This window comes from Micromonospora sp. URMC 107 (genome assembly GCF_051386315.1).
In the GTDB taxonomy this organism is placed as follows: domain Bacteria; phylum Actinomycetota; class Actinomycetes; order Mycobacteriales; family Micromonosporaceae; genus Micromonospora.
Genome location: NZ_JBPQTK010000069.1, coordinates 1 through 20647 on the forward strand (window position 1 = coordinate 1; position 20647 = coordinate 20647).

The following is a 20647-nucleotide window of genomic DNA, read 5'->3' on the forward strand; positions in this document are numbered from 1 at the left end:
GGGGAGGCGCGGTCAGAAGTCGGCGAAGACGTACGGGTGCTGGCGGGGGAAGAGGCGGCGCAGCTCCGCCGCCGCGTCCGTCGACACGTCGCCCAGCCCGCGCAGGCCCACCTCCACCGGGTCCAGCACGCCGTACGCCAGGGCGGAGATGCCGGCGGCGGTCAGCGTGCAGATCGGCGGCGAGCCGGCGGTGGCGGCGGCCCCGGTGACCAGCTCCAGCGCGCCGGTCGTGCCGTCCAGCAGGTACGACCCGGCCAGCCACCGGTCGCCGGTCAGCTCCACCCGCACCCGGCCCGCCCCGACCGGCAGCCCCGCCAGCGCGTCGACCGACAGCAGCCGGGCCATCGGCGCGGCGTAACTCGGTCGGGCCACCCGCGCCTCGACGTGCACGGCCAGGTCGGTCAGCCACAGCTCCGGCACCTCGTCGACGGGCACCTGGACGGTCACCCGCTCCACCTGGTCGACGTGCCGGCCGAAGAACTGCAACAGCAGCGCCCGGGCGACCGGATCGGCCGCGAGCAGGTCGCCGGCGGCGAGCGTGCCGCCGTGGTCGTCGATCCGGTAGAGCACCGCGCCGGTGACCGTGCCGCCCGTACGGGCCGTCAGCAGCCAGTGCTCGTCGCGGTCGCGCAACCCCACGTCGCGGTAACCGGGGAAGATCGCGAAGCCGTGCCGCTCACCCAGGCACTTCTCGGTGAACGCGCGCCAGGTCTGGTAGCCCTTGCCGATCCGCTCCCAGCCCACCTCGCCGGGCAGGTCGGCGCCGAGCAGCTCGCCCAGGTCGGCCGGCGAGAACGTGACGGTACGCGGCTTCGGCAGCCCCACGTAGCCGAACCGGGCGTAGAACGACGGCCGGAACGGGTAGAGCGCGCTCAGCTGGTGCCCCTCGTCGCGCATCTCGTCGAGGAGCCGGTGCAGCAGGGTGCGTACGTGCCCGCGCCGGCGGGCCAGCGGGTGGGTGGCTACCCCGGCGACGCCGGCCATCGGCAGCACCTCGCCGCGCAGGTTCTGCCGCATCGGGATCGCCGACGCGGCGGCCAGCGCGACGCCGCCCTCCTCGACCACCAGCGTCCGGTTGCCCTCGTTGTAGGGCAGGTAGCCGCGGAACTCCTCTGCCCGTGCCGCGCTGCGCGGCGACGCCTCGAACGCGTACGCGCCGAGCGCGAAGCTGGTGGACAGTCTTTCCTCGGCGTTCACCCGGCGGACGGTCATCCGCCCATCCCATCCCGGCCCGGCGGTCGCCGCAACCGCAATCGCCGGTGACCGGCCCGGCGCGCGGTCAGCCGATCGGCAGGTGTCGCAGGTGCCGGCGGCGGCGCAGCCGGACGCTGAACACGGCCGCCACGGTGCCGATCAGCAGCGCGGTGACGGCCAGCCCGTGCAGCGAGCCCCTGGTCAGGTAGCCGGAGTCGGTGTGGTCCACCGCCCAGGTGGCGATCTCCCGGCTGGACCAGAACGGGGTCAGCTTCGCGCCGGTGCCGGCCGGGTCGATCAGCATCTGCACCGCCACCACGGTGAGCAGCAGCAGCGTCCCCTCCAACTCGCGGGGGAGCAGCGCGCCGATCAGCATCCCGAACGGCGCGGCGACCCCCACGCAGCAGAGCATCGCCACCGCCACCCCGCCGTGCCGCAGCTCGGGCGCGTCGACGACGGTGAGCACGAAGAACGGTACGGACAGGACGAGCCCGGCCGCCCACAGGCCGAGCAGCCGGCCGAGGTAGAGATCGTGCGGGCGGTAGCCGGCCAGCCGCAGCCGGGGCTCCAGCTCGCGGGCCGCGCCGGTGGCGAAGAGGGCGGCGGTGCTGACGGCCCAGCTGATGCCGAGCAGCAGCGAACGCACCGACTGCCCGACGTGGGAGTCCCGCCGGATCAGCCAGAACGCCAGCGGCATCAACAGCAGCAGCAGGAGCACGCCCCGACGGCGCAGCAGCTCCCGCAGGGTCATCTCGGCGACGGTGACGAGGCGGTTCACGCACGCCCTCCCTGGGTGGCCGGGGTCAGGTCGAGCACCAGGTCGACCCGGTCGAGCTGGTTGAGCAGGTGGGTCACCACGACGATCGCCCGTCCCTCGTCGCGCAGCCGGGCGAGCTGGTCCCAGAAGTTGACGTACGTGCCCTGGTCGAAGCCCTGGTATGGCTCGTCGAGCAGCAGCACGTCCGGCTCGCTGAGGGTGGACATGGTCAGGTTCAGCTTCTGCCGGGTGCCGCCGGAGAGGTTGCGGGCGAGGACGTCGCCGTCGGCCTCCCAGCCGAGGTGGCGGGCCGCCGACCGGCCGGCGCGGCGGGCCGGCCCCCGGGCCACGCCCCGGCCGGCGCCGATCAGCACGAAGTGCTCGTCGGGCAGCAGGAAGTCGGCGGTGCCGCCCTGCTGGGGGCAGTAGCCGACCCGGCCGGAGACGGTCACGTCCCCGGCGTCGGGGGAGACCAGCCCAGCGCAGACGCGCAGGAAGGTGCTCTTGCCGCTGCCGTTCGCCCCGATCACGGCGGCGATCTGTCCGGCCCGGACGGTCAGCGACGCGTCGCGCAGGACGGTGCGTCGCCCGTACCGCTTGGTGATGCCCCGTGCGTGCAGCCGGACCGGTCCGGGACGCGGACCGGGCGAGGTGCCGATGGTCTCGACGATCGCGGCGGCGTAGTCCTGTGGCCGGCCGAAGACGGCCCAGGGGTCGCCCCCGCCGTCGCGCAGGTGCGTGGCGGCCTCGGCGACCACGTGCCGGGCGGCGTCCGCCCGGACCCGGCGCCGGTCCAACTCGGCCGCGAACGCCCGCAGCCACTCGTCGGCGTTCATCCGTCGACCCCCTTCGTGACGAGGCCGGTCACCGGGGCGACGAACGCCTGCCAGGCGCTGCCGCCCTGGCGCAGGGTCGCCCGCCCGCTGTCGGTGAGCCGGTAGTACTTGCGGGCCGGCCCGGAGGCGCCCTCCCGCCACTCGGCGGTGACCAGACCGGTGCGTTGCAGGCGCAGCAGCACCGGATAGAGCGTGCCGCCCTGGATCGGCCCGATGCCGGCGGCCTCCAGCGCCTGGGCGAGCTGGTAGCCGTAGGACTCGCCCTCGCGCAGCAGGGCCAGGACGCAGAGGTCGAGCACCCCGCGCAGCCACTGCCCGCGCCGGTCGGAATCCACCCGAGGAACATAGCGGCGCCACCTAGATGACACAACTACCTAGCTGGCGGCGGCCGCCCGCGAGAGGGACCGGGACGGGCTCAGCCGGCGACGACGTCCGAGACCACGACGGTCACGTTGTCCGGCGCGCCGGCCTGGTGGGCGAGCTTGACCAGCTGCTCGCCGCACTGGTGACGGTCGCCGTACGTGCTCAGCGCGGCGGCGATCGTGCCGTCCTCGACGTAGTCGGAGAGCCCGTCGCTGCACAGCAGCAGCCGGTCGCCGGCGACCACCGTGAGCACCCCGATCGCCGGGGGCGTGTCCGAGCCCTGCACCGCCCGGGTCACCAGGGACCGCTGCGGGTGGTGGCGCGCCTGCTCGGGCGAGAGCGCCCCCTGGTCGACCAGCGCCTGCACGAAGGTGTCGTCCCGGGTGAGCTGGGTCAGCTCCCCGTCGCGCAGCAGGTAGCAGCGGGAGTCACCCACCTGGGCCAGCACCAGCGCGTCCCCGGCGAGCAGGGCGGCGGTCAGCGTCGTACCCATGCCGTCACGCGCCGGGTCGACGGTGATGGCGGCGTGGATGCGCCGGTTCGCCGTGCTCACCACGGCCCGCAGCGCCGCGGCCGCCTCGTCGGGGGTGGTCGGCGGGCTCAGCTCGTCCAGGATGCGGATGACGATCTCGCTCGCCACCTCGCCCGCGGGCAGGCCGCCCATGCCGTCCGCGACCGCGACGAGGCGGTCACCGGCGAGGGCGGAGTCCTCGTTGTTGGTGCGGACCAGGCCGATGTCGTTGAGGATGGCCGAGCGGAGGATCAGCGTCATGGGGTCAAGCTTGCCAAGAACACCCTCCCGCCGTCTCTACGCACTACTGCGTAGGGTTGGGGAATGATGCCGGTGTCCATGGTCGGGCGCGCCGGTGAGCTTGCCGAGCTCGACCGGGCGTGGTCCGCCGTGGTCACCTCCCGTCGCTCCGCGCCGGCCGTCGCGGTGATCACCGGTGAGGCCGGGGTGGGCAAGTCCCTGCTGGTCGCGGCCGCCCTGGACGCGTTCGCCCCCCGGCCGGCGGTGGTGCTCTCCGGTGCCGCCCGGGTGCACAGCCCCGCCCCGTACGACTGGTTGGCCGCCGTTCTCACGGGCCGGGACACGAGCCGGCTCGACCTGCCGCCGGACGCGCTGGCCTGGCTCGCCCAGCAGCCGACCGCGCCGCGCGAGCGCTACGCGCCGGGCACCCTGCTGCGGCTCGCGGTGCGGGTCGTCCGGCTGCTGGTCGGCGCCGGCCCGGCCGTACTGGTGGTGGAGGACCTGCACGCCCTCGACCCGGCCAGCCTGAACCTGGTCGGCGAGCTGGCGACTGCCGCCGACCTGCCGGCGCTGCTGGTGGTGGCGAGCCGGCCCGCCGAGGACGCCGTCGCGCCGGACCTCGCGATCCGCGCCCTGGCCCGGCTCTGCGGCGTCCGGGGCGCCGTCCGCCAACACCTCGGACCGCTGCTCCCGGCCGAGGTCGCCGAGGTGCTGACCCAGGTGTACGCGGACCCGCGCCCGTCCGGCCGGCTGGTGCGCGCCGTCTGGCAGCGCACCGGCGGCAATCCGTACGCGCTGACCGAACTGCTCGCCGCGCACGCCGGCCGGGGGCCCGAGGCGCTGCTCCGGCCGCCGCCCGCCCCCCGCTCGCCGAGGGCGGCGCCGCACCGACCCGCCGACCCGGTCGACGCCGAGCTGACCGGGCGGGAGATCGAGGTGCTGGGCTGCCTGGTCGCCGGGATGTCCAACAAGCAGGCCGCGCGCGCCCTCGGCATCTCGGTGCGGACGGTCACCGTGCACGTGTCCAACCTGCTGCGCAAGACCGGGTCGGCGTCGCGTACCGAGGCGGCGATCTGGGCGGTGCAGCGGCGACTGCCGGTGCCGACCCCGGTCGACGGCTGAGCCGACGGGCGGGGCCGGTGCGGCCCGCGTGGCCGGCGGGTGCTCAGGGGCGGGGGTAGCGGAGCAGGAGGCTGGCGGCGACCTCCTCGTCGCCGACGGCGGCGTACACGTGCGGCACGTCCGACGTCCAGCGCAGGTGCCCGCCGGCGCCGGCGGTCAGCGGCGCGTCGACCGGGCCGGCGCGCAGCACGCCCGAGAAGACGGTGACGTGCTCGGTGACGCCCCGCTGGTGCGCGGGGGAGAGCTGCCCCGGGCCGGGCGCGACCAGCATCCGGTACAGCTCGTAGGTGGCGTCGGTGTCCTCGAAGACCTCCAGCAGGATGGCGCTGACCGCAGCGCCGCGGACCGTCGGCCCGGAGGCCGGGCCGGAGAGCACGGCCGTCAGCGGTACGCCGAGCTGCGCGGTGATCGCGTAGAGCGTCTCCAGGGTCGGGTTGCGGGTGCCGTTCTCCAGGCCGGAGAGGGTCGCCTTGCCCACCCCGGCGAGCCGGGCGAGGGCGGACAGCGACATCCCGCGCTCCTCGCGCAGGGCGCGCACCCGGCGACCGACGGCCTCGGCGCCCGGATCGGGGGCCGATCGGTGGACTGGTGACGTCTGCGGCACCCCGCTATGGTGCTACAGGTTCGTGTTCCGTAAACGGAACGGTCGGGGGAGTGGGATGGCGGGACGGTCGCAACCGGTGCTGGCGGGCGTGGTGACCGCGCTGGTCGGGTTCGCCAGTTCGTTCACGGTGGTGCTCGCCGGCCTGCGGGCCGTCGGCGCGTCGGACGCGCAGGCCGCCTCCGGGCTGCTGGCGGTGTGCGTGGCCTCCGGCCTCTCCGCCGTGTGGCTGGGTTTGCGGCACCGGATCCCGATGAGCGTCGCCTGGTCCACCCCCGGCGCGGCGCTGCTGGTCGCCACCGGCGCGGTGCCCGGCGGGTGGCCCGTCGCCGTCGGGGCGTTCCTCGTCTCGGGCGTGCTGATCGTGGCCGCCGGGCTGTTCCCCGCGCTCGGGAGGGCCGTCGCGGCGATCCCCCGGCCGATCGCCGGCGCGATGCTCGCGGGGGTCCTGCTGCCGCTCTGCACCGCCCCCGTCCGCGCGCTGGTCGAGGTGCCCCGGCTGGCCGTCCCCGTGGTGCTGGCCTGGCTGCTGCTGCACCGGTTCGCCCGGCGGTGGGCGGTGCCGGGCGCGCTGGTCGTCGCGGTGGCGGCGATCGCGCTGACCACCCCGGTCTCCGGGCTCGGCGGCGCGCGGCTGCTGCCCGCGGTCGAGCTGACCGCCCCGGCCTGGAACGTCTCCGCCCTGATCGGCCTCGCGTTGCCGCTCTTCCTGGTCACCATGGCCGCGCAGAACGTCCCCGGGATGGCGGTGCTGGTCGGCTACGGCTACCGGCCGCCCTTCGGCGCCGCGCTGCGCGCCACGGGGCTGACCACCGTGGTCGCCGCGCCCGCCGGCGGGCACGCGGTCAACCTCGCCGCGATCACCGCCGCCCTGGCCGCCGGCCCGGACGCCCACCCGGACCCCGACCGCCGCTGGATCGCCTCGGTCACCGCCGGGATCGGGCTGGCCCTGCTGGGGCTGGGCGCCGGGGCGGCGACCGCGCTGGTGGCGCTCGCCCCGCCGGTGCTGATCGAGGCGGTCGCCGGGCTGGCGCTGCTCGGCGCGCTGGCCACCGCGCTCACCTCGGCGCTGGCGGAGCCGGCGGCCCGCGAGGCCGCGGTGGTCACCTTCGTGGTCACCGCCTCGGGGGTGAGCCTTGTCGGCGTGGGCGGCGCGTTCTGGGGACTGGTCGCCGGCGGGGTGATGCTCCTGCTCTTCCGCAACCGCTCCGGCGGGCCGGCGTCGACCGAACCGGGTGCGGCCGGGCCGGCTTCGGCAGGACCGGATTCCGTCGCGGTCGCCTCGTCGCCGAGTGGCGGCCGGGCCGGCGGCACCTGACCCTCCACGCGCCGCACCCCCTCCACGCGCCGCACCTGGCCTCCACGGCGGGTGGACACCACCGGCGGTGACTTCGGCATCGGCCGCGCTGCACCTGACTCTCCACGCGCTGTCGAGCTGAGTCGTCTACGACATCACGGCCCCGCCACTGTGGGCCTGGGCGGCGCTGGACGGGCGCGCTGCGGCGGTACGTCGTTCACTCCTCGGCCGGCAGGTCCCGGGCCGGGACGTCGAGGCGTACCTGGCCGTCGGTGACGGCGGCGATCTGCTCGGCGAGCACGTAGACCGCGCCGGTGCGGACCAGGTCGGTGGAGACCTTCAGGTAGCCGCTGTGCAGCAGCCGGGCCGCCAGGTCGGCCGGCACGTCCGGCTCCTCGACCGCCGTCGACTCGATCAGCTCGTCCAGGCTGCTGCCCGGGTCGGCGGTCGGCGCCTGCACGGTCACGGCGTTCGGGTCGCCCCGCTGGACGAGGTCGACGGTGCCCACCTCGGTGCCGTCCACGTCGATCACCCGCATGCCCGTGGTGACCCGGGAAACCGTCGCCTGTCGCTCGATGCCCTGCTGCTCCATTCTGGCGCGGTTCCCGGCCCCCGCTCCGGCTAAACCGCCCTCCGCCCCTCGGCGGGCCTCGCTCAGGACTCGGGGGACCACGCGCTCGGCGGGCGGGGGGAGAGCTCACGCCACGTGTCGGTGCCCTGGAGCAGGGCCCGGACCGTCTCCTCGGCCTCGTCGGCGGTGTCGTGCTCGTAGAACCGGGAGACGCCCTCGGAGCCGCCGGCACGCTGCTCGACGTGCCACCGGTCGCCGTCCACCCGGAGGAAGACGTCGCGCCGGGCCAGCCGGCCCCATTTCCCGTTCCACCAGTGCTTCCGCTGCTCCATGGCGGGGACTCTATCGAACAGGAGTACGAAAATGTGCGGCCCCTGCGGGAATCCCGCAGGGGCCGATGTGCGTGCGTCGGGTTCAGCGCCCGGTGGGCGGTTCCTCCCGGCGGCCGAGCACGTCGTCGAGCGCGCCGCGCCGCTGTCCGGGGGTGGTGTGGCCGGCGGCGACCAGGGCGTCGCGGATCTCGGTGAGCAGCCGGACCTCCTCGCTCGGCGCCTTCGGCGGCGGCTCCTCGCCCCGCTTGCGCCGCTCGGCCAGCTTGTTCATCGGGAACACCACGAGGAAGTAGAGCGCCGCCGCGGTGAGCAGGAAGGTGATCAGCGCGTTGACGAAGGCCACCCAGTCGAACGGGATCTCGCGGAAGGTCGGCGTGGAGCCGGTGAGGCCGTTCTTGCTGCCGGTGAGCAGCGCGATGAGCACCCGGACCAGTGGTTCCAGGAACGACTTGGTGAGCTGGGTGACCACGCCCGTGAACGCGGCACCGATGACGACACCGACCGCCAGGTCGACGACGTTTCCGCGCATGATGAAGTCTTTGAAGCCCTTGAGCATCCGTACTCCCGAGGTGTCCGGTCTTCCGTCCGGCACAACCTATGCCCCGGGCGCGGGCTCCAGAAAAGCGCCGGCCTCGATCGCCGCGCGGTCCGCGTCGCCGGCCCGGACCGCCTCGACCAGCCGGGAGTGGTCGACGTAGCGCTCCGGCTCCAGCGCGTCGCCCATCGACTGGGCGACCGTGCTGCGCAGCGCCGCGCCGACCGAGGCGTACAGCTCGGCGAGCATGCCGTTGTGCGCCGCCGCGACCACGGCGGTGTGCAGCGCCGCGTCGGCCTCCACGAACTCGTCGACCCGGCCGCCGCGCCAGGCCGCCTCGCGGGCGGCGAGCGCGCCGTCCAGGGCCGCCAGGTCCTCGGTCGTACGCCGCAGCGCGGCGAGCCGGGCGGCCTCCACCTCGAAGGCGCGGCGGACCTCGACCACCTCGGCCATCCGGTCGGCGGTGAGCCGGCGGGCCACCACCGGGGCCAGCTCGTCGGTCGACACCACGTACGTCCCGGAGCCCTGCCGGCACTCCAGCACCCCGGCGTGCACCAGCGCCCGTACCGCCTCGCGGACCGTGTTGCGCCCGACGCCGAGCGCCGCGACCAGCTGCGGCTCGGTGGGGATCCGCCCGCCGACCGGCCACTCGCCCCCGAGGATCCGCTCCCTGAGCTGCGCGATGGTCTGCCGCACCCGGTGTCCCCGGGGCGGCGCGGCGGCGGAATCAACCGACGGTGGCACTGGTTACAACACCTGCCCGGAATTCATCCCATGATTGTAGGTTCGGACGCATGACCCCGCCAACCATCGCCGTGCCGGCCGCTCCCGTCGACGCCGGCGCCCCGCCGGATGCGGCGGGTGCCGCCGTCCGGTCGTCCCGCGCCGCCACCGCGCCGGCCGGTCCGGTCGCCGGTGGCCTGCTCGTGCTCGTCGGCATGCTGCTCGTGGCGCTCAACCTGCGGGCCGCGATCACCAGCCTCGGCGCCCTGCTCGACGAGGTACGCGGCGGCCTGGCCCTCTCCGGGGCGCTGGCCGGGGTCGTGACCACCCTGCCCGCGGTCGCCTTCGCCGTCTTCGGGTCACTCACTCCCCGGCTGGTCCGCAAGAACTCCCCGGCCCGGGTGCTGGTGGTGGCGATGCTGATCCTCGCCGCCGGGCAGCTCGTCCGGGTCGGTACGGACTCCGCGCTGGTCTTCATCGCCGGCAGCGCACTCGCGCTGGCCGGGATCGCGGTGGCGAACGTCCTGCTCCCGCTCCTGGTCAAGCAGTACTTCCCGCACCGCGTCGGACTGGTCACCGGGGCGTACTCGATGACGTTGACGGTGGGCGCGACCGTGGCCGCCGCGGCGGCGGTGCCGGTGGCGCACCTCTTCGGCACCTGGCGGGCCGGGCTCGCCGTCTGGGCCGGGCTGGCCCTGGTGGCCGTACTCCCGTGGGTGCCGCTGGCGCTGCGGGCGCGCGCCGCCCGACGGGCGGCGACCCCGACGGCGGTGGCGCCCCGTCCCCGCCGGATCCGGCCCGGGCGGACCCGGCTCGGCTGGGCGATGGCGGTCTACTTCGGGACGCAGTCGCTGGGCGCCTACGCGATCATGGGCTGGCTGGCCCAGCTCTTCCGCGACGCGGGCTACCGGCCGCAGGACGCCGGCCTGCTGCTCGCCGGGGTGACGGCGCTGGGCGTGCCGATCGCGCTGCTGATGCCGACCCTGGCCGGGCGGCTGCGCACCCTGCACCCGCTGGTGCTCACGCTCTCCGCCGCGATGGCCCTCGCCTACGTCGGGATGGCCGTCGCGCCGCACGGCGGGGCGCTGCTCTGGGTGGTGCTGCTCGCGATCGGGCAGAGCGCCTTCCCGATGATCCTGGCCACCATCGGGCTGCGCGCGCGGACCGCCGAGGGGACGGTGGCGCTCTCCGCGTTCAGCCAGAGCGTCGGCTATCTCATCGCCGCGCTGGGGCCACTGCTGGTCGGCATCCTCTACGGGACGACCGGCGGGTGGACCGCCCCGATCGGGTTCCTGCTGGCGGCCCTCGCCGTGCAGACCTGCGCGGGCATGGTGATCGCCCGTCCCCGACACATCGAGGACGAGGCGTGAGGGGGGACCGTCAGGAGGTGGCCGGCGTGGGGTCGCCGGCCACGGCCTGGTCGACCGTCGGGTAGGTGTGCAGCACCTCGACGAGACCGCTCACCTCGAGGATGCGGAGCACGCCCCGCTGCGGAGCGGCCAGCCGTACCACGCCGCCCGCCTCGTCGCAGCTGTTCTTGGCCCGGACGAACACCGACAGCCCCGTGGAGTCGCAGAACGAGACGTTCGCCAGGTCGAAGACGAGCCGGCTGCGGCCCTTGTCGAGCAGGTCGGTGATCTGGTCCTGAAGCTGCGGTGCGGTCGCCATGTCCAGCTCGCCCGCGACCGATACGACGACCACGTCGCCGCGCTGTTCCGTGTGCACCGTCAAGGACATTCGCCAGACCTCCTGTTATCGGGGAAACGGTATCCCACGATCGGGGTGGTACGCAGAACGGGAGCCGGTATCCGGTGGCCGTCCTCATTCGTTTGCACTGCGGCAAGTAGTGCTCCGGCCTCCGGTGATAGAGTCCGCCGTCGAGGTCGAAGGGGGTTCACCATGGCGTTGAGCGTCGAGGAAAGCAGCCGGCTGGCCGGTCTGCTGACCGGTCACGCCGAGCGGATCTTGCAGCGCTGGACGGAGATCGCCGCCGGGTCGCTGCGCGGGCGACTCAGTCAGGGCGAGCTGCGCCGGCAGATGCAGGAGCTGCACTCTAGCATGATCACTGCCGGTCAGCAGGGTGCGGTCGACCTCGACTCCGAGCAGGCGACGGAGCTGCGCGCCGTGCTCTCCGAGCTCTCCCGGGGACGTGCCCGGCAGGGCTTCTCCGCCTCCGAGACCGCGGTCAGCGTGTTCTCCCTCAAGGAGGTGCTGCTGGAGCTGATGGAGGCCGAGGGCGGCCCCCACACGCTCCGCGACTACGTCGCCTTCTCCGGGCTGATCGACCAGATGGGTCTGTTCACCTTCGAGAGCTTCGTACGCACCCGTGAGAGCCTCATCGCCGACCAGGCGGAGCAGCTGCTGGAGCTCTCCACCCCGGTGGTGAAGCTCTGGGAGGGCGTGGTCGCCGTGCCGCTGGTCGGCACCCTCGACTCGGCCCGGGCCCAGGTGGTGATGGAGCGGCTGCTCCAGACCCTGGTCGACACCGGCTCGCCCTACGCGATCATCGACATCACCGGCGTACCGGCGGTGGACACCCAGGTCGCCCAGCACATCCTCAAGACCGTGGTGGCCGCCCGGCTGATGGGCGCCGACTGCATCATCTCCGGCATCCGGCCGCAGATCGCGCAGACCATCGTGGCCCTGGGCATCGAGTTCGGCGACATCGCCACCAAGGCCAGCCTCGCCGACGCGCTGCGGCACGTGCTCCGGCTCACCGGGGTCGAGACCGGCCGCCGCCAGCGCCGGGAGGCCTGATGGAGCGGGTGCCGATCCTCAAGATCGGCGACATCCTGCTGGTCTCCATCCAGGTCGACATGTCCGACCAGACGGCGGTCCAGCTCCAGGAGGACCTCGCGGAGCGGATCGTCGCCACCGGCTGCCACGGCGTGATCATCGACATCACCGCCCTGGACATCGTCGACTCCTTCGTCGGGCGGATGCTGTCGACCATCGCCTCGATCTCCAAGGTGCTCGACGCGGAGACGGTCGTGGTCGGGATGCGTCCCGCCGTCGCCATCACCCTGGTGGAGCTGGGCCTGTCGCTCAACGGCATCCGGACGGCGCTCAACGTCGAGCGGGGCATGGAGCTGATCGCGGCGGCCCACGCCGACGAGCACGAACTCGCGTTCGATGACGAACCGGACACCGAGACGACGGCGTTGTCATGACCGCCGGAGTCGACCTGGGCCAGCCACAGGCACAGGCGATCCGCAGCGACGAGGACGTGGTCCGCGTCCGGCAGCTGGTGCGTACGGTGTCGGTGGCGGTCAAGCTCTCGCTGGTCGACCAGACCAAGGTCGTCACCGCGGCGAGCGAGCTGGCCCGCAACACACTGGTGTACGGCGGAGGCGGCATGGTCGAGGTGAGCACGGTCGACAACGGCCGGCGACGGGGCGTGCGGATCGTCTTCGCCGACTCCGGCCCGGGCATCGCCGACCTCGACCTGGCGCTGACCGACGGCTACACCACCGGCGGCGGGCTCGGCCTCGGGCTCAGCGGCGCCCGCCGGCTGGTCGACGAGTTCGACATCCAGACCGCCGCGGGTGAGGGAACCCGGATCACGGTCACCAAATGGTCCCGGTGAACGACGATGCGGTCTCCGACCGCGGAGTCTGGTTCCGGGTCGAGAGCGGCAGCGCGGCCAGCGCGGTGCGCCGGGCCGCCGAACGGCTCGGCGCCCAGCTCGACCTGGGCGCCGCCCGCACGGCCGACCTGGCCATCGTCGCCGCAGAACTGACCAGCAACCTGGTCAAGCACGCCGACGACGGTGTCCTGCTGCTGCGGCCGGTGCGGCGCGACGGGGAGGCCGGCGTGGAGCTGATCGCCCTCGACACCGGGCCGGGAATGGCCGACCTCACCGCCTCCTCCCAGGACGGTCACTCCACCGCCGGGACGCTCGGCATCGGCCTCGGCGCGATCGTCCGGCAGGCCAGCTGGTTCGACGGCTACTCCCGGCCGGAGCGCGGCACCGTCCTCGCCGTACAGATCTGGCCGAACCGCGACGGTGGGCACGAGCGGCCCTGGGTCGGCGCGCTCAGCCGGCCGTTGGCCGGGGAGTCGGTCAGCGGCGACGGGTACGCGTGGCGGATCGTCGAGGGCCGGCGCCAGGTGCTGGTCTGCGACGGCCTGGGGCACGGGCCGCTCGCCTCCGCCGCCACCGACGCCGCGCTCGACGCGTTCCGCAGGGCGCCGGCGGGGGCGCCGTCGGCGGTCGTGGCGCACCTGCACCGCTCGATGTCGCACACCCGGGGCGCGGCGCTGGCCGTGGCCGAGCCGGACCCGGCGGCGGGGGTGCTGCGCTACTCGGGGCTGGGCAACATCTCCGCCGCCGTCATCGGCGCGGACGGCAAGCGGCGGGGCCTGGTCTCGCTGCCCGGCATCGCCGGGCACCAGCGTCCCTCGGTGCGGGAGTACGACTACCCCTTCGACGCCGACGCCCTGCTGGTCATGCACAGTGACGGGGTGGTCGACCGCTGGCAGCTCGCCGACTATCCCGGTCTCGTCGACCGGTCGCCCCTGGTGGTGGCCGCGACGGTGCTGCGGGACGCCGGCACGCGTCGCGACGACGCCTGCGTCCTGGCCGTCCGGGCATGGTCGTGACCGGACCCGCCGGGGCGCCGCTGCTGCAGATGGCGCTGCGGGTCGAACACGACATCTTCGTCGTGCGGCAGCGGGGCCGTGAGGTCGCCGGTGCGGTGGGGCTGGAGCACCAGGACCAGGTACGCATCGCCACGGCGCTCAGCGAGGTCGCCCGGGACCTGCTGCGCTCCGTCGGCGGGGCGGACGTGACATTCGTCCTCGTCGACGACGCCGTCGACGGCAGGCGGCACCTCCGGGTGGACCTCGTCCCGGTGCGCCCGCTGCCCGACGGGCGGTACGAGCCCCAGTCCGGCGCGGTGGCGCGTTTGGTGGACAAGCTGGGCGTGGTGACACGACAGGGGGATACGGTCGTGAGGATGTCCCGACGTGTCCCGGTCACCGCAGAGGTGCTGACCCCCGAGCGTCTCGCCGAGCTGCGGTCCGAGCTCGACCGGAACGCCCCGGGCAGCGCCCTGGACGAGTTGGCCGCCCAGAACGCGCAACTGATCGCCGCCCTCGACGAGGTACGCAGCCAGCGCGACGAGCTGGCCGTCCTGAACGAGGAACTGGCCGAGACCAACCGCGGGGTCATGGCGCTCTACAACCAGCTCACCGAGGAGCTGGAGGAGACCAACCGGGGCGTGGTGGCCCTCTATGCCGAGCTGGACGAGAAGTCCGCCCAGCTGCGCGCGGCGAGCGAGTCGAAGAGCCGGTTCCTGGCGAACGTCAGCCACGAGCTGCGGGCACCGGTCACCGCGATCATGGGGCTGGGCCGGCTGCTCGGCGACTCCGCCTCCGACCCGCTCACCGCCGAGCAGGCCCGCCAGGTCGGGCTGATCCGCTCCTCGGCGGGTGACCTCCTCGCGCTGGTCAACGAGCTGCTCGACCTGGCCAAGGCCGAGTCGGGTCGGATCGAGCCCGACTGGGCCGAGGTCGACCTGCGGCCGGTCTTCGGCCAGCTGCGCGGCACGCTACGGGCCCTCGCCACCCGGCCCGACGTGGAGCTGGTGGTGGAGGAGCCGCCCGTCCCGGCGACGCTGCGCACCGACGAGGTGCTGCTCGCCCAGGTCCTGCGCAACCTGCTGCACAACGGGCTCAAGTTCACCGAGCGCGGGGAGGTCCGGCTGCGGGCGGAGCGGCGGGAGGACCAGTGGTCGCTCACCGTCTCCGACACCGGCGCGGGCATCCCGCCGGAGCTGCAGGAGCGGATCTTCGAGGAGTTCTACCAGGTGCCCGGCGCGACCCGGGCCGGCGGCACCGGCCTCGGCCTGCCGTACGCGCGGCGGTTGGTCACCCTGCTCGGCGGCACCCTGGTGGTGTCCAGCGAGCCGGGCCGGGGCAGCACGTTCACGGTCACCCTGCCCACGGGAGGAGCGTGACCGTGGAGGGTGGCCCGGTGACGGTGCTGGTGGTCGACGACAGCCCGACCAAGCGCTACCTCCTGGTCAGCTGGCTCTCCCGGGCGGGCTTCACCGTGCTGGAAGCCGAGACAGGCACCGAGGCGCTGGCCCGGGTCGGGGTGGACCCGATCGATCTCGTGGTGCTCGACGTGCGGCTGCCCGACCTGAACGGGTTCGAGGTCTGTGAACGGATCAAGTCGGCGCACCCGGCGATGCCGGTGATCCATGTGTCCGCGCACGCGGTGGACGTGGCGGACCGGGCGCAGGGGCTGACCCGGGGCGCGGACGCGTACCTGGCCGAGCCGATCGAGCCGGAGGAGCTGGTCGCCACCTCCCACGCGGTGCTGCGCTACTACCGGGCCCGGCAACGCGCGGAGCTGCTCGCCGAACGGCTGCTCGGGCTCGCCGACACCACCGTGGCGGTGCACTCCGCCCCGAACTTCGCGCGGCTGCTGGAGGCGGCGGCGACCGGCGCCGCGCAGATCTTCAAGAGCCCGGCCGCCGTGATCGCCGAGACGTTCGACGGCGACTGCCTCGCCGGGATCGCGGACGGCCCCGGCGGCGCGGCCAGCATCGTTCCGTGGATCGTCGACGACACCGGGGTGCCGACCGGAACGACGGTCCGGGTGGACGAGCCGGCCGCCTGGGGTCTGGTCGACTGGCCGGCGGACGACACGGTCACGGTGGCCGCCGCCCGGCTGCGCGAGGACCGCGCGCCGCTCTACGTCGTCGTGCCCACCGCCACGCAGACCGCCCGCACCCCGGTGCTGCGGCAGCTCGCCCAGGCGGTGGCGGCGGCGGTGGAGGGGCAGCGCTCCTTCGACGAGGAGCACCGCATCGCGGTGACCCTCCAGCGCAGCCTGCTGCCGCGCCGGATACCGCAGGTCAACGGGCTCGACCTGGCCGTCCGCTACGAGCCGGCGAGCGCGCAGACCGAGGTGGGCGGCGACTTCTACGAGCTGGTGATGCTCGACGGTCACCTGCTGCTGGCGATCGGCGACGTGGCCGGACACTCGCTGCACGCCGCGACGGTGATGGCCGAGCTGCGGCACGCGGTGCGGGCGTACGCGGTGGAGGGGCACCAGCCGGGCGAGATCCTGGACCGGGTCAACAACCTCATGCGCACCCTGCTCCCCAACGAGCTGGCCACGATCTGCGTGCTGCTGCTGCATCCGCCCAGCGGCCGGGTGCGGCTGGCCAGCGCCGGTCACCTGCCGCCAGCGCTCAGCCTGGACGGCAAGGTGGAGTTCGTGCAGCACTCGGCCCCGCTGCTCGGGGTCCGCGCGCAACGGCCGCCCGACCTGGAGTTCGTGCTGCCGGCCGGGGCGACGCTCGTGTTCTACACCGACGGCCTGATCGAGCGGCGGGACACCACGATCGACGACGGGCTGGCCGCGCTGGCCGTGGCCGCCAGCCGGGTCGACGACGACCTGGACCGGTTCTGCGAACGGCTCCTCGTCGAGCTGGCCCCGCCGGAGATCCACGACGACGTCGCCGTGGTCGCCCTGCGCCGCAACTGACCCGAGTGGTCGCGGAACTCCTTCACCAGCGCGTGATCGCCTGCTCGCTGCCGGTTCCCGCCCGGGTGCCCGTTCTCGTACGCTGATCCCCATGGCCACAGAGATCAGCAACCTCCTGTCAGCCGCGGCGCCCCGTGCCGTCGCGGCGGTGCGGGGGGTCTCGGACGACCAACTGGACCTGCCGACCCCGTGCAGCGAGTACGCGGTGCGCGACCTGCTCAACCACCTCTACGACGTGGTGGTCAACTTCCAGGCCCTCGCGGGCAAGCGGCAGCCGGAGTGGACGGAGAAGCCCGACCACCTGGCCGAGGGCTGGCGGGACCGGTTCGAGGCGGAGACCGCGAAACTGGTCGAGGCGTGGTCGGATCCGGCCGCGCTGGACGGCGTCTCACCCGGCATGGGGCTGCCGCAGGAGACGGTCGGCACCATGGTGCTGCTGGACCTGACGGTGCACGCCTGGGACCTGGCCGTCGCCACCGGGCAGCCGTACCGCCCCGCGCCCGAGGTGCTGCCCCCGCTGTACGCCCTGTGCGAGCAGATGGGGCCGGCGGCCCGGGAGCAGGGCGTCTTCGCGGAGCCGGTGGGGACGTCGTCGTCGGACGCCCCGGAGATGGACCGCCTGCTCGCCCTGACCGGCCGGGACCCGGGCTGGTCGGCGGGCGCCTGATCGGTCGACCTCCCCCTCCTTTCCACAGGCCCGCGCGGCACCCCGCCGCGCGGGCCTCCTTGACAGCCACTATTCACTCGGCGAATAGTGAGCCGCGTGTCCACACCGCACGTGCTGCTCGGGCTGCTGGCCGCCGGCAACCGGCACGGCTACGAGCTGAAGCGCGCCCACGACGAGCGCCTGCCCCGGGCCAGGCCGCTGGCGTTCGGGCAGGTCTACTCGACCCTCGGCCGGTTGCAGCGGGACGGCCTGGTGGCGCCGGCCGGGCAGGACCGCGAGGGCGGTCCCGACCGCACCGCGTACGCGCTGACCGCCGACGGCCGGGCCGCGCTGGAGCGGTGGCTCGCCGAGGTCGAGCCGCCGATGCCGTACGTCGCCAGCACGCTCTTCGCCAAGGTGGTCGTGGCGCTGCTGGTGGCCGACGCGGACCGGGCCCGGGCCTACCTCGTCGCCCAGCGGCAGGCCCACACCGAGCGGCTGCGCGAGCTGACCGCAGTGAAGACGGCGCCCTCGGCCAGCCTCGACGACATCGTCGCGGCCGACTTCGCCATCGCCCATCTCGACGCCGACCTGCGGTGGTTGCAGACCACCCTGAGCCGGGTCGCCGACTGGCACCGGGAGGTGCACTCGTGACGCAACTTCAGGCTCGCGGCGTGGTCAAGGCCTACGGGCGGACACCCGCGCTGCGCGGCGTCACCCTCGACGTCGCCGAGGGGGAGATCGTCGCCATCACCGGCCCGAGCGGCTGCGGCAAGTCCACCCTGCTGCACTGCCTGGCCGGCATCCTGCGCCCCGACGCCGGCGAGGTGAGCTGGAACGGGCACCGGACCGACACCTTGTCCGAGGCGGCACGGTCCAGGCTGCGGCGCACCGAGTTCGGCGTGCTCTTCCAGTTCGGCCAGCTCGTCGCCGAGCTGACCGCCGCCGAGAACGTCGCCCTTCCGCTGCTCCTCGCCGGCGTGCGGCGGCGCGAGGCGCGGACGGCGGCCCTGTCCTGGATGGACCGGCTCGGCGTGGCCGAGCTGGCCGACGTCCGGCCGGGCGAGATGTCCGGCGGGCAGCAGCAGCGCTGCGCCACGGCGCGGGCCCTGGTCACCGAGCCCCGGGTGCTCTTCGCCGACGAGCCCACCGGCGCGCTGGACACGCTCACCGGCGAGCAGGTGCTCACCCAGCTGGTTCGGCTCGCCCGCGAGCAGCGGACCACGGTCGTCCTGGTCACCCACGAGCCGCAGATCGCCGCGTACGCCGACCGCGAGGTCATCCTCCGCGACGGCACGGTCGACCACACCGGGCTCGGCCTCGACATCCCGCTGCCCGGCGGCCGCCGGTGAGACCGTCGACGCTGGTACGCCTCGCCCTGGCCGGCACCCGCACCGACACCGTCCGGGTGGCGCTGACCGCGCTCAGCGCCGCCCTGGCCACCCTCGCCGCCCTGGCCGCGCTCACCGTGCTGGCCATCCCCACCCCGCCCGCCACCGACGGCAACGGCAACCGCTGGTCCGAGCAGTACGCCAACCAGCTGCTCGTCGAGCCGGGGCTGCGCGGCGGCACGGCCTTCGCCCTGCTGCTGCTCATGATTCCCGTGCTGGCGCTGGCCGGGCAGTGCGCCCGGCTCGGCGCCCCGGCGCGGGACCGCCGGCTGGCCGCGCTCCGGCTGGCCGGCGCCACGCCGGGCCAGGTGACCCGGATCGCCGTGCTGGAGACCGGGGTGGCGAGCCTGCTCGGCACGCTGGCCGGCGCGTCGGTTCACTTCGCCGGCCGGGAGCTGTTCGACCGGCCCGACGCCCAGGGCCGGCTCGTCCTCCCCACCGACGTGCTGCCCCCGGCGGGCGAGCTGGCGGCGGTGCTGGTGGGGCTGCCGGTCGTGGCGGCGCTGGCCACCGCGCTGATGCTGCGCCGGGTGAGCACGACCCCGTTCGGCGTGCTGCGTACGCACCGCCGGGAACGCGGCCCCCGACCCTGGGCGGGCGTCCTCATCTGCGCCGGGCTCGCGGCCTTCCTCGCCGTCGAACCGGTCACCCGCTGGTACGTCCGGCGCGGCGCCGACGTGCCGTCGTGGCTGGTGCCGGCGCTGCTCGTCGGCGGCGGGCTGGCCGCGATGGTCGGGGTGGTCGTCGGCACCGGCTGGATCTCCTGGACGGCCGGGCGGGTGCTGCACCGCTACGCCCGGGGGCCGGCCGCGCTGCTCGCCGCCCGCCGGCTGATGGCCGACCCGTGGGCGGGCAGCCGCACCTTCGCCGCGCTGCTGGCGGCGGTGCTCCTCGGCGCGGGCGCGGCCGGGCTGCGGGAGCACTTCGTCGCGTCGGCCGAACTCAGCCGGCGGGAGGGGGGAGGCATGACCAACGGCGACTTCTACCTGCGGACCATGGACCTGGTGGACCTGGCGGTGGCGGTGGCGATGCTGGTCGCCGCCGGTGGGCTGGTCGTCGCGGTGGTGGAGGGGATCACCGCCCGGCGGCGCGCGTACGCGGCCCTGGTGGCGACCGGGGTGCCCCGGCCCACGCTCGGCCGGTCCGTCGCCTGGCAGTCGCTGGCCCCGGCCGTGCCGGCGGTGGCCGTCGCGCTCGCCGTGGGCCTGCTGCTGGCCCGGGGGCTCTTCCGCGCGCCGACCGTGATCAACTACGACGAGGTCTGCGACGCCTCCGAGCAGCTCTGCGCCGACCCCGCCACCCGGGGGCGGTACCTCCGGGTCGTGGAGACCACGGAGATGACCGTGCCGCCCGACGTACCGCTGGAACAGCTGGCCCTGCTCGGGGCCGGCGCCCTGGCGGCGGTGCTGGTGACGGTCGGCGTCGGCCTGCTCTTCCTGCGCGCGGGCACGGCCGTGGAGGAGCTGCGGGCGACCTGAGCCGGCGTAACGCGGATCCCGCCGGCGGCGCTGTAGGCGACGGAGGCCCGCAACCGGGCCGGGCCGGGCGCATCCACGCCCGGGGCTGTGCCAGGTGGCTGAGCAGCGGGAGACCATCAGATGCACCACCAGCCCGGCGGGTCACCGCCGGTTTTCGTCGACCGGACCGGGCGCCGGCGCCGGCTTGCCGTCATCGCCGGCACCGCGCTGGGCCTCGGTCTGCTCACGAGCCTCGGCCTGATCGCCGCCGGCCTGTTCATGGACACGTCGGTGCCGCTGCCCGGCTGGTCGGACGACCGTCGGGCGCCGCTCGAAGCCGGGATCGACGGCCGCGACGGGGCCGACCGCCCGGCCCCGACCGGGGTGCGTCGGTCGACGGTGACCAGCACCTCGGCCCCGACGCCGACGGCCACCCGGTCCGCCGGCTCCAGGGACGGCTCCGCCCCGGCCACCACCGGTCCCACCCGGCCCGACCAGTCCGACCGGCCGGGACAGGGCGACGAGCGGCGCGGCGCGAAGCCCAGCAGGTCCCCGGGAAAGCCGAGTTAG

The 20647-nt window shown here is 74.7% G+C and carries 25 protein-coding genes; 14 read left to right on the forward strand and 11 right to left on the reverse strand.

From position 1 onward, the window contains the following. Positions 1–12: 12 nt before the first annotated feature. From ACSNN9_RS17000 to ACSNN9_RS17020, 5 genes are all read right to left on the reverse strand, one after another. Positions 13–1212 (reverse strand): GNAT family N-acetyltransferase, encoded by a 1200-nt coding sequence (locus ACSNN9_RS17000; RefSeq protein ID WP_436674244.1) that lies wholly within the window; start codon positions 1210–1212, stop codon positions 13–15. A gap of 67 nt (positions 1213–1279) precedes the next feature. Then, complete coding sequence (locus ACSNN9_RS17005; RefSeq protein ID WP_358087711.1) at positions 1280–1972, reverse strand: hypothetical protein; 693 nt, start codon at positions 1970–1972, stop codon at positions 1280–1282. Further along, positions 1969–2787 carry an ATP-binding cassette domain-containing protein gene (locus ACSNN9_RS17010; RefSeq protein ID WP_436674246.1) on the reverse strand — a complete coding sequence of 273 codons (819 nt, stop codon included), beginning with the start codon at positions 2785–2787 and terminating at the stop codon, positions 1969–1971. The genes ACSNN9_RS17005 and ACSNN9_RS17010 overlap by 4 nt, the downstream gene beginning before the upstream one ends. Further along, entirely contained in the window at positions 2784–3122 is a 339-nt protein-coding gene (locus tag ACSNN9_RS17015; protein WP_436674248.1) for a PadR family transcriptional regulator, read from the reverse strand. Before ACSNN9_RS17015 ends, ACSNN9_RS17010 begins: the two co-directional genes overlap by 4 nt. Positions 3123–3202: 80 nt before the next feature. Then, entirely contained in the window at positions 3203–3922 is a 720-nt protein-coding gene (locus ACSNN9_RS17020) for a PP2C family protein-serine/threonine phosphatase (protein ID WP_436674249.1), read from the reverse strand. Positions 3923–3985: 63 nt separating this feature from the next. Here ACSNN9_RS17020 and ACSNN9_RS17025 point away from each other — a divergent pair, with 63 nt between their 5' ends. Beyond that, on the forward strand, positions 3986–5023 hold the full coding sequence (locus ACSNN9_RS17025) for an AAA family ATPase (protein WP_436674251.1): 1038 nt from the start codon (positions 3986–3988) through the stop codon (positions 5021–5023). Positions 5024–5066: 43 nt separating this feature from the next. On the opposite strand, the gene ACSNN9_RS17030 is transcribed toward ACSNN9_RS17025, so the two are convergent. Then, on the reverse strand, positions 5067–5534 hold the full coding sequence (locus ACSNN9_RS17030; protein WP_436674253.1) for a helix-turn-helix domain-containing protein: 468 nt from the start codon (positions 5532–5534) through the stop codon (positions 5067–5069). A 148-nt stretch (positions 5535–5682) separates the two neighbouring features. Here ACSNN9_RS17030 and ACSNN9_RS17035 point away from each other — a divergent pair, with 148 nt between their 5' ends. Beyond that, entirely contained in the window at positions 5683–6942 is a 1260-nt protein-coding gene (locus ACSNN9_RS17035) for a benzoate/H(+) symporter BenE family transporter (protein WP_436674254.1), read from the forward strand. 196 nt (positions 6943–7138) lie between these two features. Here the strand turns inward: ACSNN9_RS17035 and ACSNN9_RS17040 are convergent, their stop codons facing one another. From ACSNN9_RS17040 to ACSNN9_RS17055, 4 genes are all read right to left on the reverse strand, one after another. After that, positions 7139–7513 carry a hypothetical protein gene (locus ACSNN9_RS17040; RefSeq protein ID WP_436674255.1) on the reverse strand — a complete coding sequence of 125 codons (375 nt, stop codon included), beginning with the start codon at positions 7511–7513 and terminating at the stop codon, positions 7139–7141. A 62-nt stretch (positions 7514–7575) separates the two neighbouring features. Next, a complete protein-coding gene (locus ACSNN9_RS17045) occupies positions 7576–7824 on the reverse strand; it encodes a hypothetical protein (RefSeq protein WP_357871263.1) in 249 nt (82 codons plus the stop codon). An 82-nt stretch (positions 7825–7906) separates the two neighbouring features. Next, complete coding sequence (gene mscL / locus ACSNN9_RS17050; protein WP_357871266.1) at positions 7907–8380, reverse strand: large conductance mechanosensitive channel protein MscL; 474 nt, start codon at positions 8378–8380, stop codon at positions 7907–7909. A gap of 39 nt (positions 8381–8419) precedes the next feature. After that, the gene (locus ACSNN9_RS17055) at positions 8420–9103 is read right to left on the reverse strand and encodes a FadR/GntR family transcriptional regulator (protein WP_436674258.1); all 684 of its coding nucleotides are present in this window, start codon (positions 9101–9103) and stop codon (positions 8420–8422) included. 50 nt (positions 9104–9153) lie between these two features. On the opposite strand from ACSNN9_RS17055, the gene ACSNN9_RS17060 reads away from it, so the two are divergent. Then, positions 9154–10452: an MFS transporter gene (locus tag ACSNN9_RS17060; protein ID WP_436674260.1), complete on the forward strand. Its 1299-nt coding sequence runs from the start codon at positions 9154–9156 to the stop codon at positions 10450–10452. Between the two features lie 10 nt (positions 10453–10462). Here the strand turns inward: ACSNN9_RS17060 and ACSNN9_RS17065 are convergent, their stop codons facing one another. Then, a complete protein-coding gene (locus tag ACSNN9_RS17065) occupies positions 10463–10819 on the reverse strand; it encodes an STAS domain-containing protein (RefSeq protein WP_091624489.1) in 357 nt (118 codons plus the stop codon). A 162-nt stretch (positions 10820–10981) separates the two neighbouring features. Between ACSNN9_RS17065 and ACSNN9_RS17070 the strand changes: the two genes are divergently transcribed. The 11 genes from ACSNN9_RS17070 (at position 10982) to ACSNN9_RS17120 (ending at position 20647) form a co-directional block, all read left to right on the forward strand. Next, entirely contained in the window at positions 10982–11839 is an 858-nt protein-coding gene (locus ACSNN9_RS17070; protein ID WP_436674262.1) for an STAS domain-containing protein, read from the forward strand. Then, on the forward strand, positions 11839–12252 hold the full coding sequence (locus ACSNN9_RS17075; protein WP_436674264.1) for an STAS domain-containing protein: 414 nt from the start codon (positions 11839–11841) through the stop codon (positions 12250–12252). The genes ACSNN9_RS17070 and ACSNN9_RS17075 overlap by 1 nt, the downstream gene beginning before the upstream one ends. Continuing rightward, positions 12249–12668, forward strand: coding sequence for an ATP-binding protein (locus ACSNN9_RS17080; RefSeq protein WP_436674266.1), 420 nt, complete (start codon positions 12249–12251; stop codon positions 12666–12668). The genes ACSNN9_RS17075 and ACSNN9_RS17080 overlap by 4 nt, the downstream gene beginning before the upstream one ends. Next, on the forward strand, positions 12656–13684 hold the full coding sequence (locus ACSNN9_RS17085; RefSeq protein WP_436674268.1) for a SpoIIE family protein phosphatase: 1029 nt from the start codon (positions 12656–12658) through the stop codon (positions 13682–13684). The genes ACSNN9_RS17080 and ACSNN9_RS17085 overlap by 13 nt, the downstream gene beginning before the upstream one ends. Then, a complete protein-coding gene (locus ACSNN9_RS17090; protein WP_436674270.1) occupies positions 13675–15042 on the forward strand; it encodes a sensor histidine kinase in 1368 nt (455 codons plus the stop codon). The genes ACSNN9_RS17085 and ACSNN9_RS17090 overlap by 10 nt, the downstream gene beginning before the upstream one ends. A gap of 2 nt (positions 15043–15044) precedes the next feature. Then, positions 15045–16583 (forward strand): SpoIIE family protein phosphatase, encoded by a 1539-nt coding sequence (locus tag ACSNN9_RS17095; protein WP_436674272.1) that lies wholly within the window; start codon positions 15045–15047, stop codon positions 16581–16583. 91 nt (positions 16584–16674) lie between these two features. Next, positions 16675–17250, forward strand: coding sequence for a TIGR03086 family metal-binding protein (locus ACSNN9_RS17100; protein ID WP_436674274.1), 576 nt, complete (start codon positions 16675–16677; stop codon positions 17248–17250). A gap of 96 nt (positions 17251–17346) precedes the next feature. Continuing rightward, positions 17347–17883 (forward strand): PadR family transcriptional regulator, encoded by a 537-nt coding sequence (locus tag ACSNN9_RS17105; RefSeq protein ID WP_436674276.1) that lies wholly within the window; start codon positions 17347–17349, stop codon positions 17881–17883. After that, positions 17880–18581, forward strand: coding sequence for an ABC transporter ATP-binding protein (locus tag ACSNN9_RS17110; RefSeq protein ID WP_436674277.1), 702 nt, complete (start codon positions 17880–17882; stop codon positions 18579–18581). Before ACSNN9_RS17105 ends, ACSNN9_RS17110 begins: the two co-directional genes overlap by 4 nt. Continuing rightward, a complete protein-coding gene (locus tag ACSNN9_RS17115; RefSeq protein WP_436674278.1) occupies positions 18578–20098 on the forward strand; it encodes an FtsX-like permease family protein in 1521 nt (506 codons plus the stop codon). Before ACSNN9_RS17110 ends, ACSNN9_RS17115 begins: the two co-directional genes overlap by 4 nt. Before the next feature lie 120 nt (positions 20099–20218). Next, on the forward strand, positions 20219–20647 hold the full coding sequence (locus ACSNN9_RS17120; RefSeq protein WP_436674280.1) for a hypothetical protein: 429 nt from the start codon (positions 20219–20221) through the stop codon (positions 20645–20647).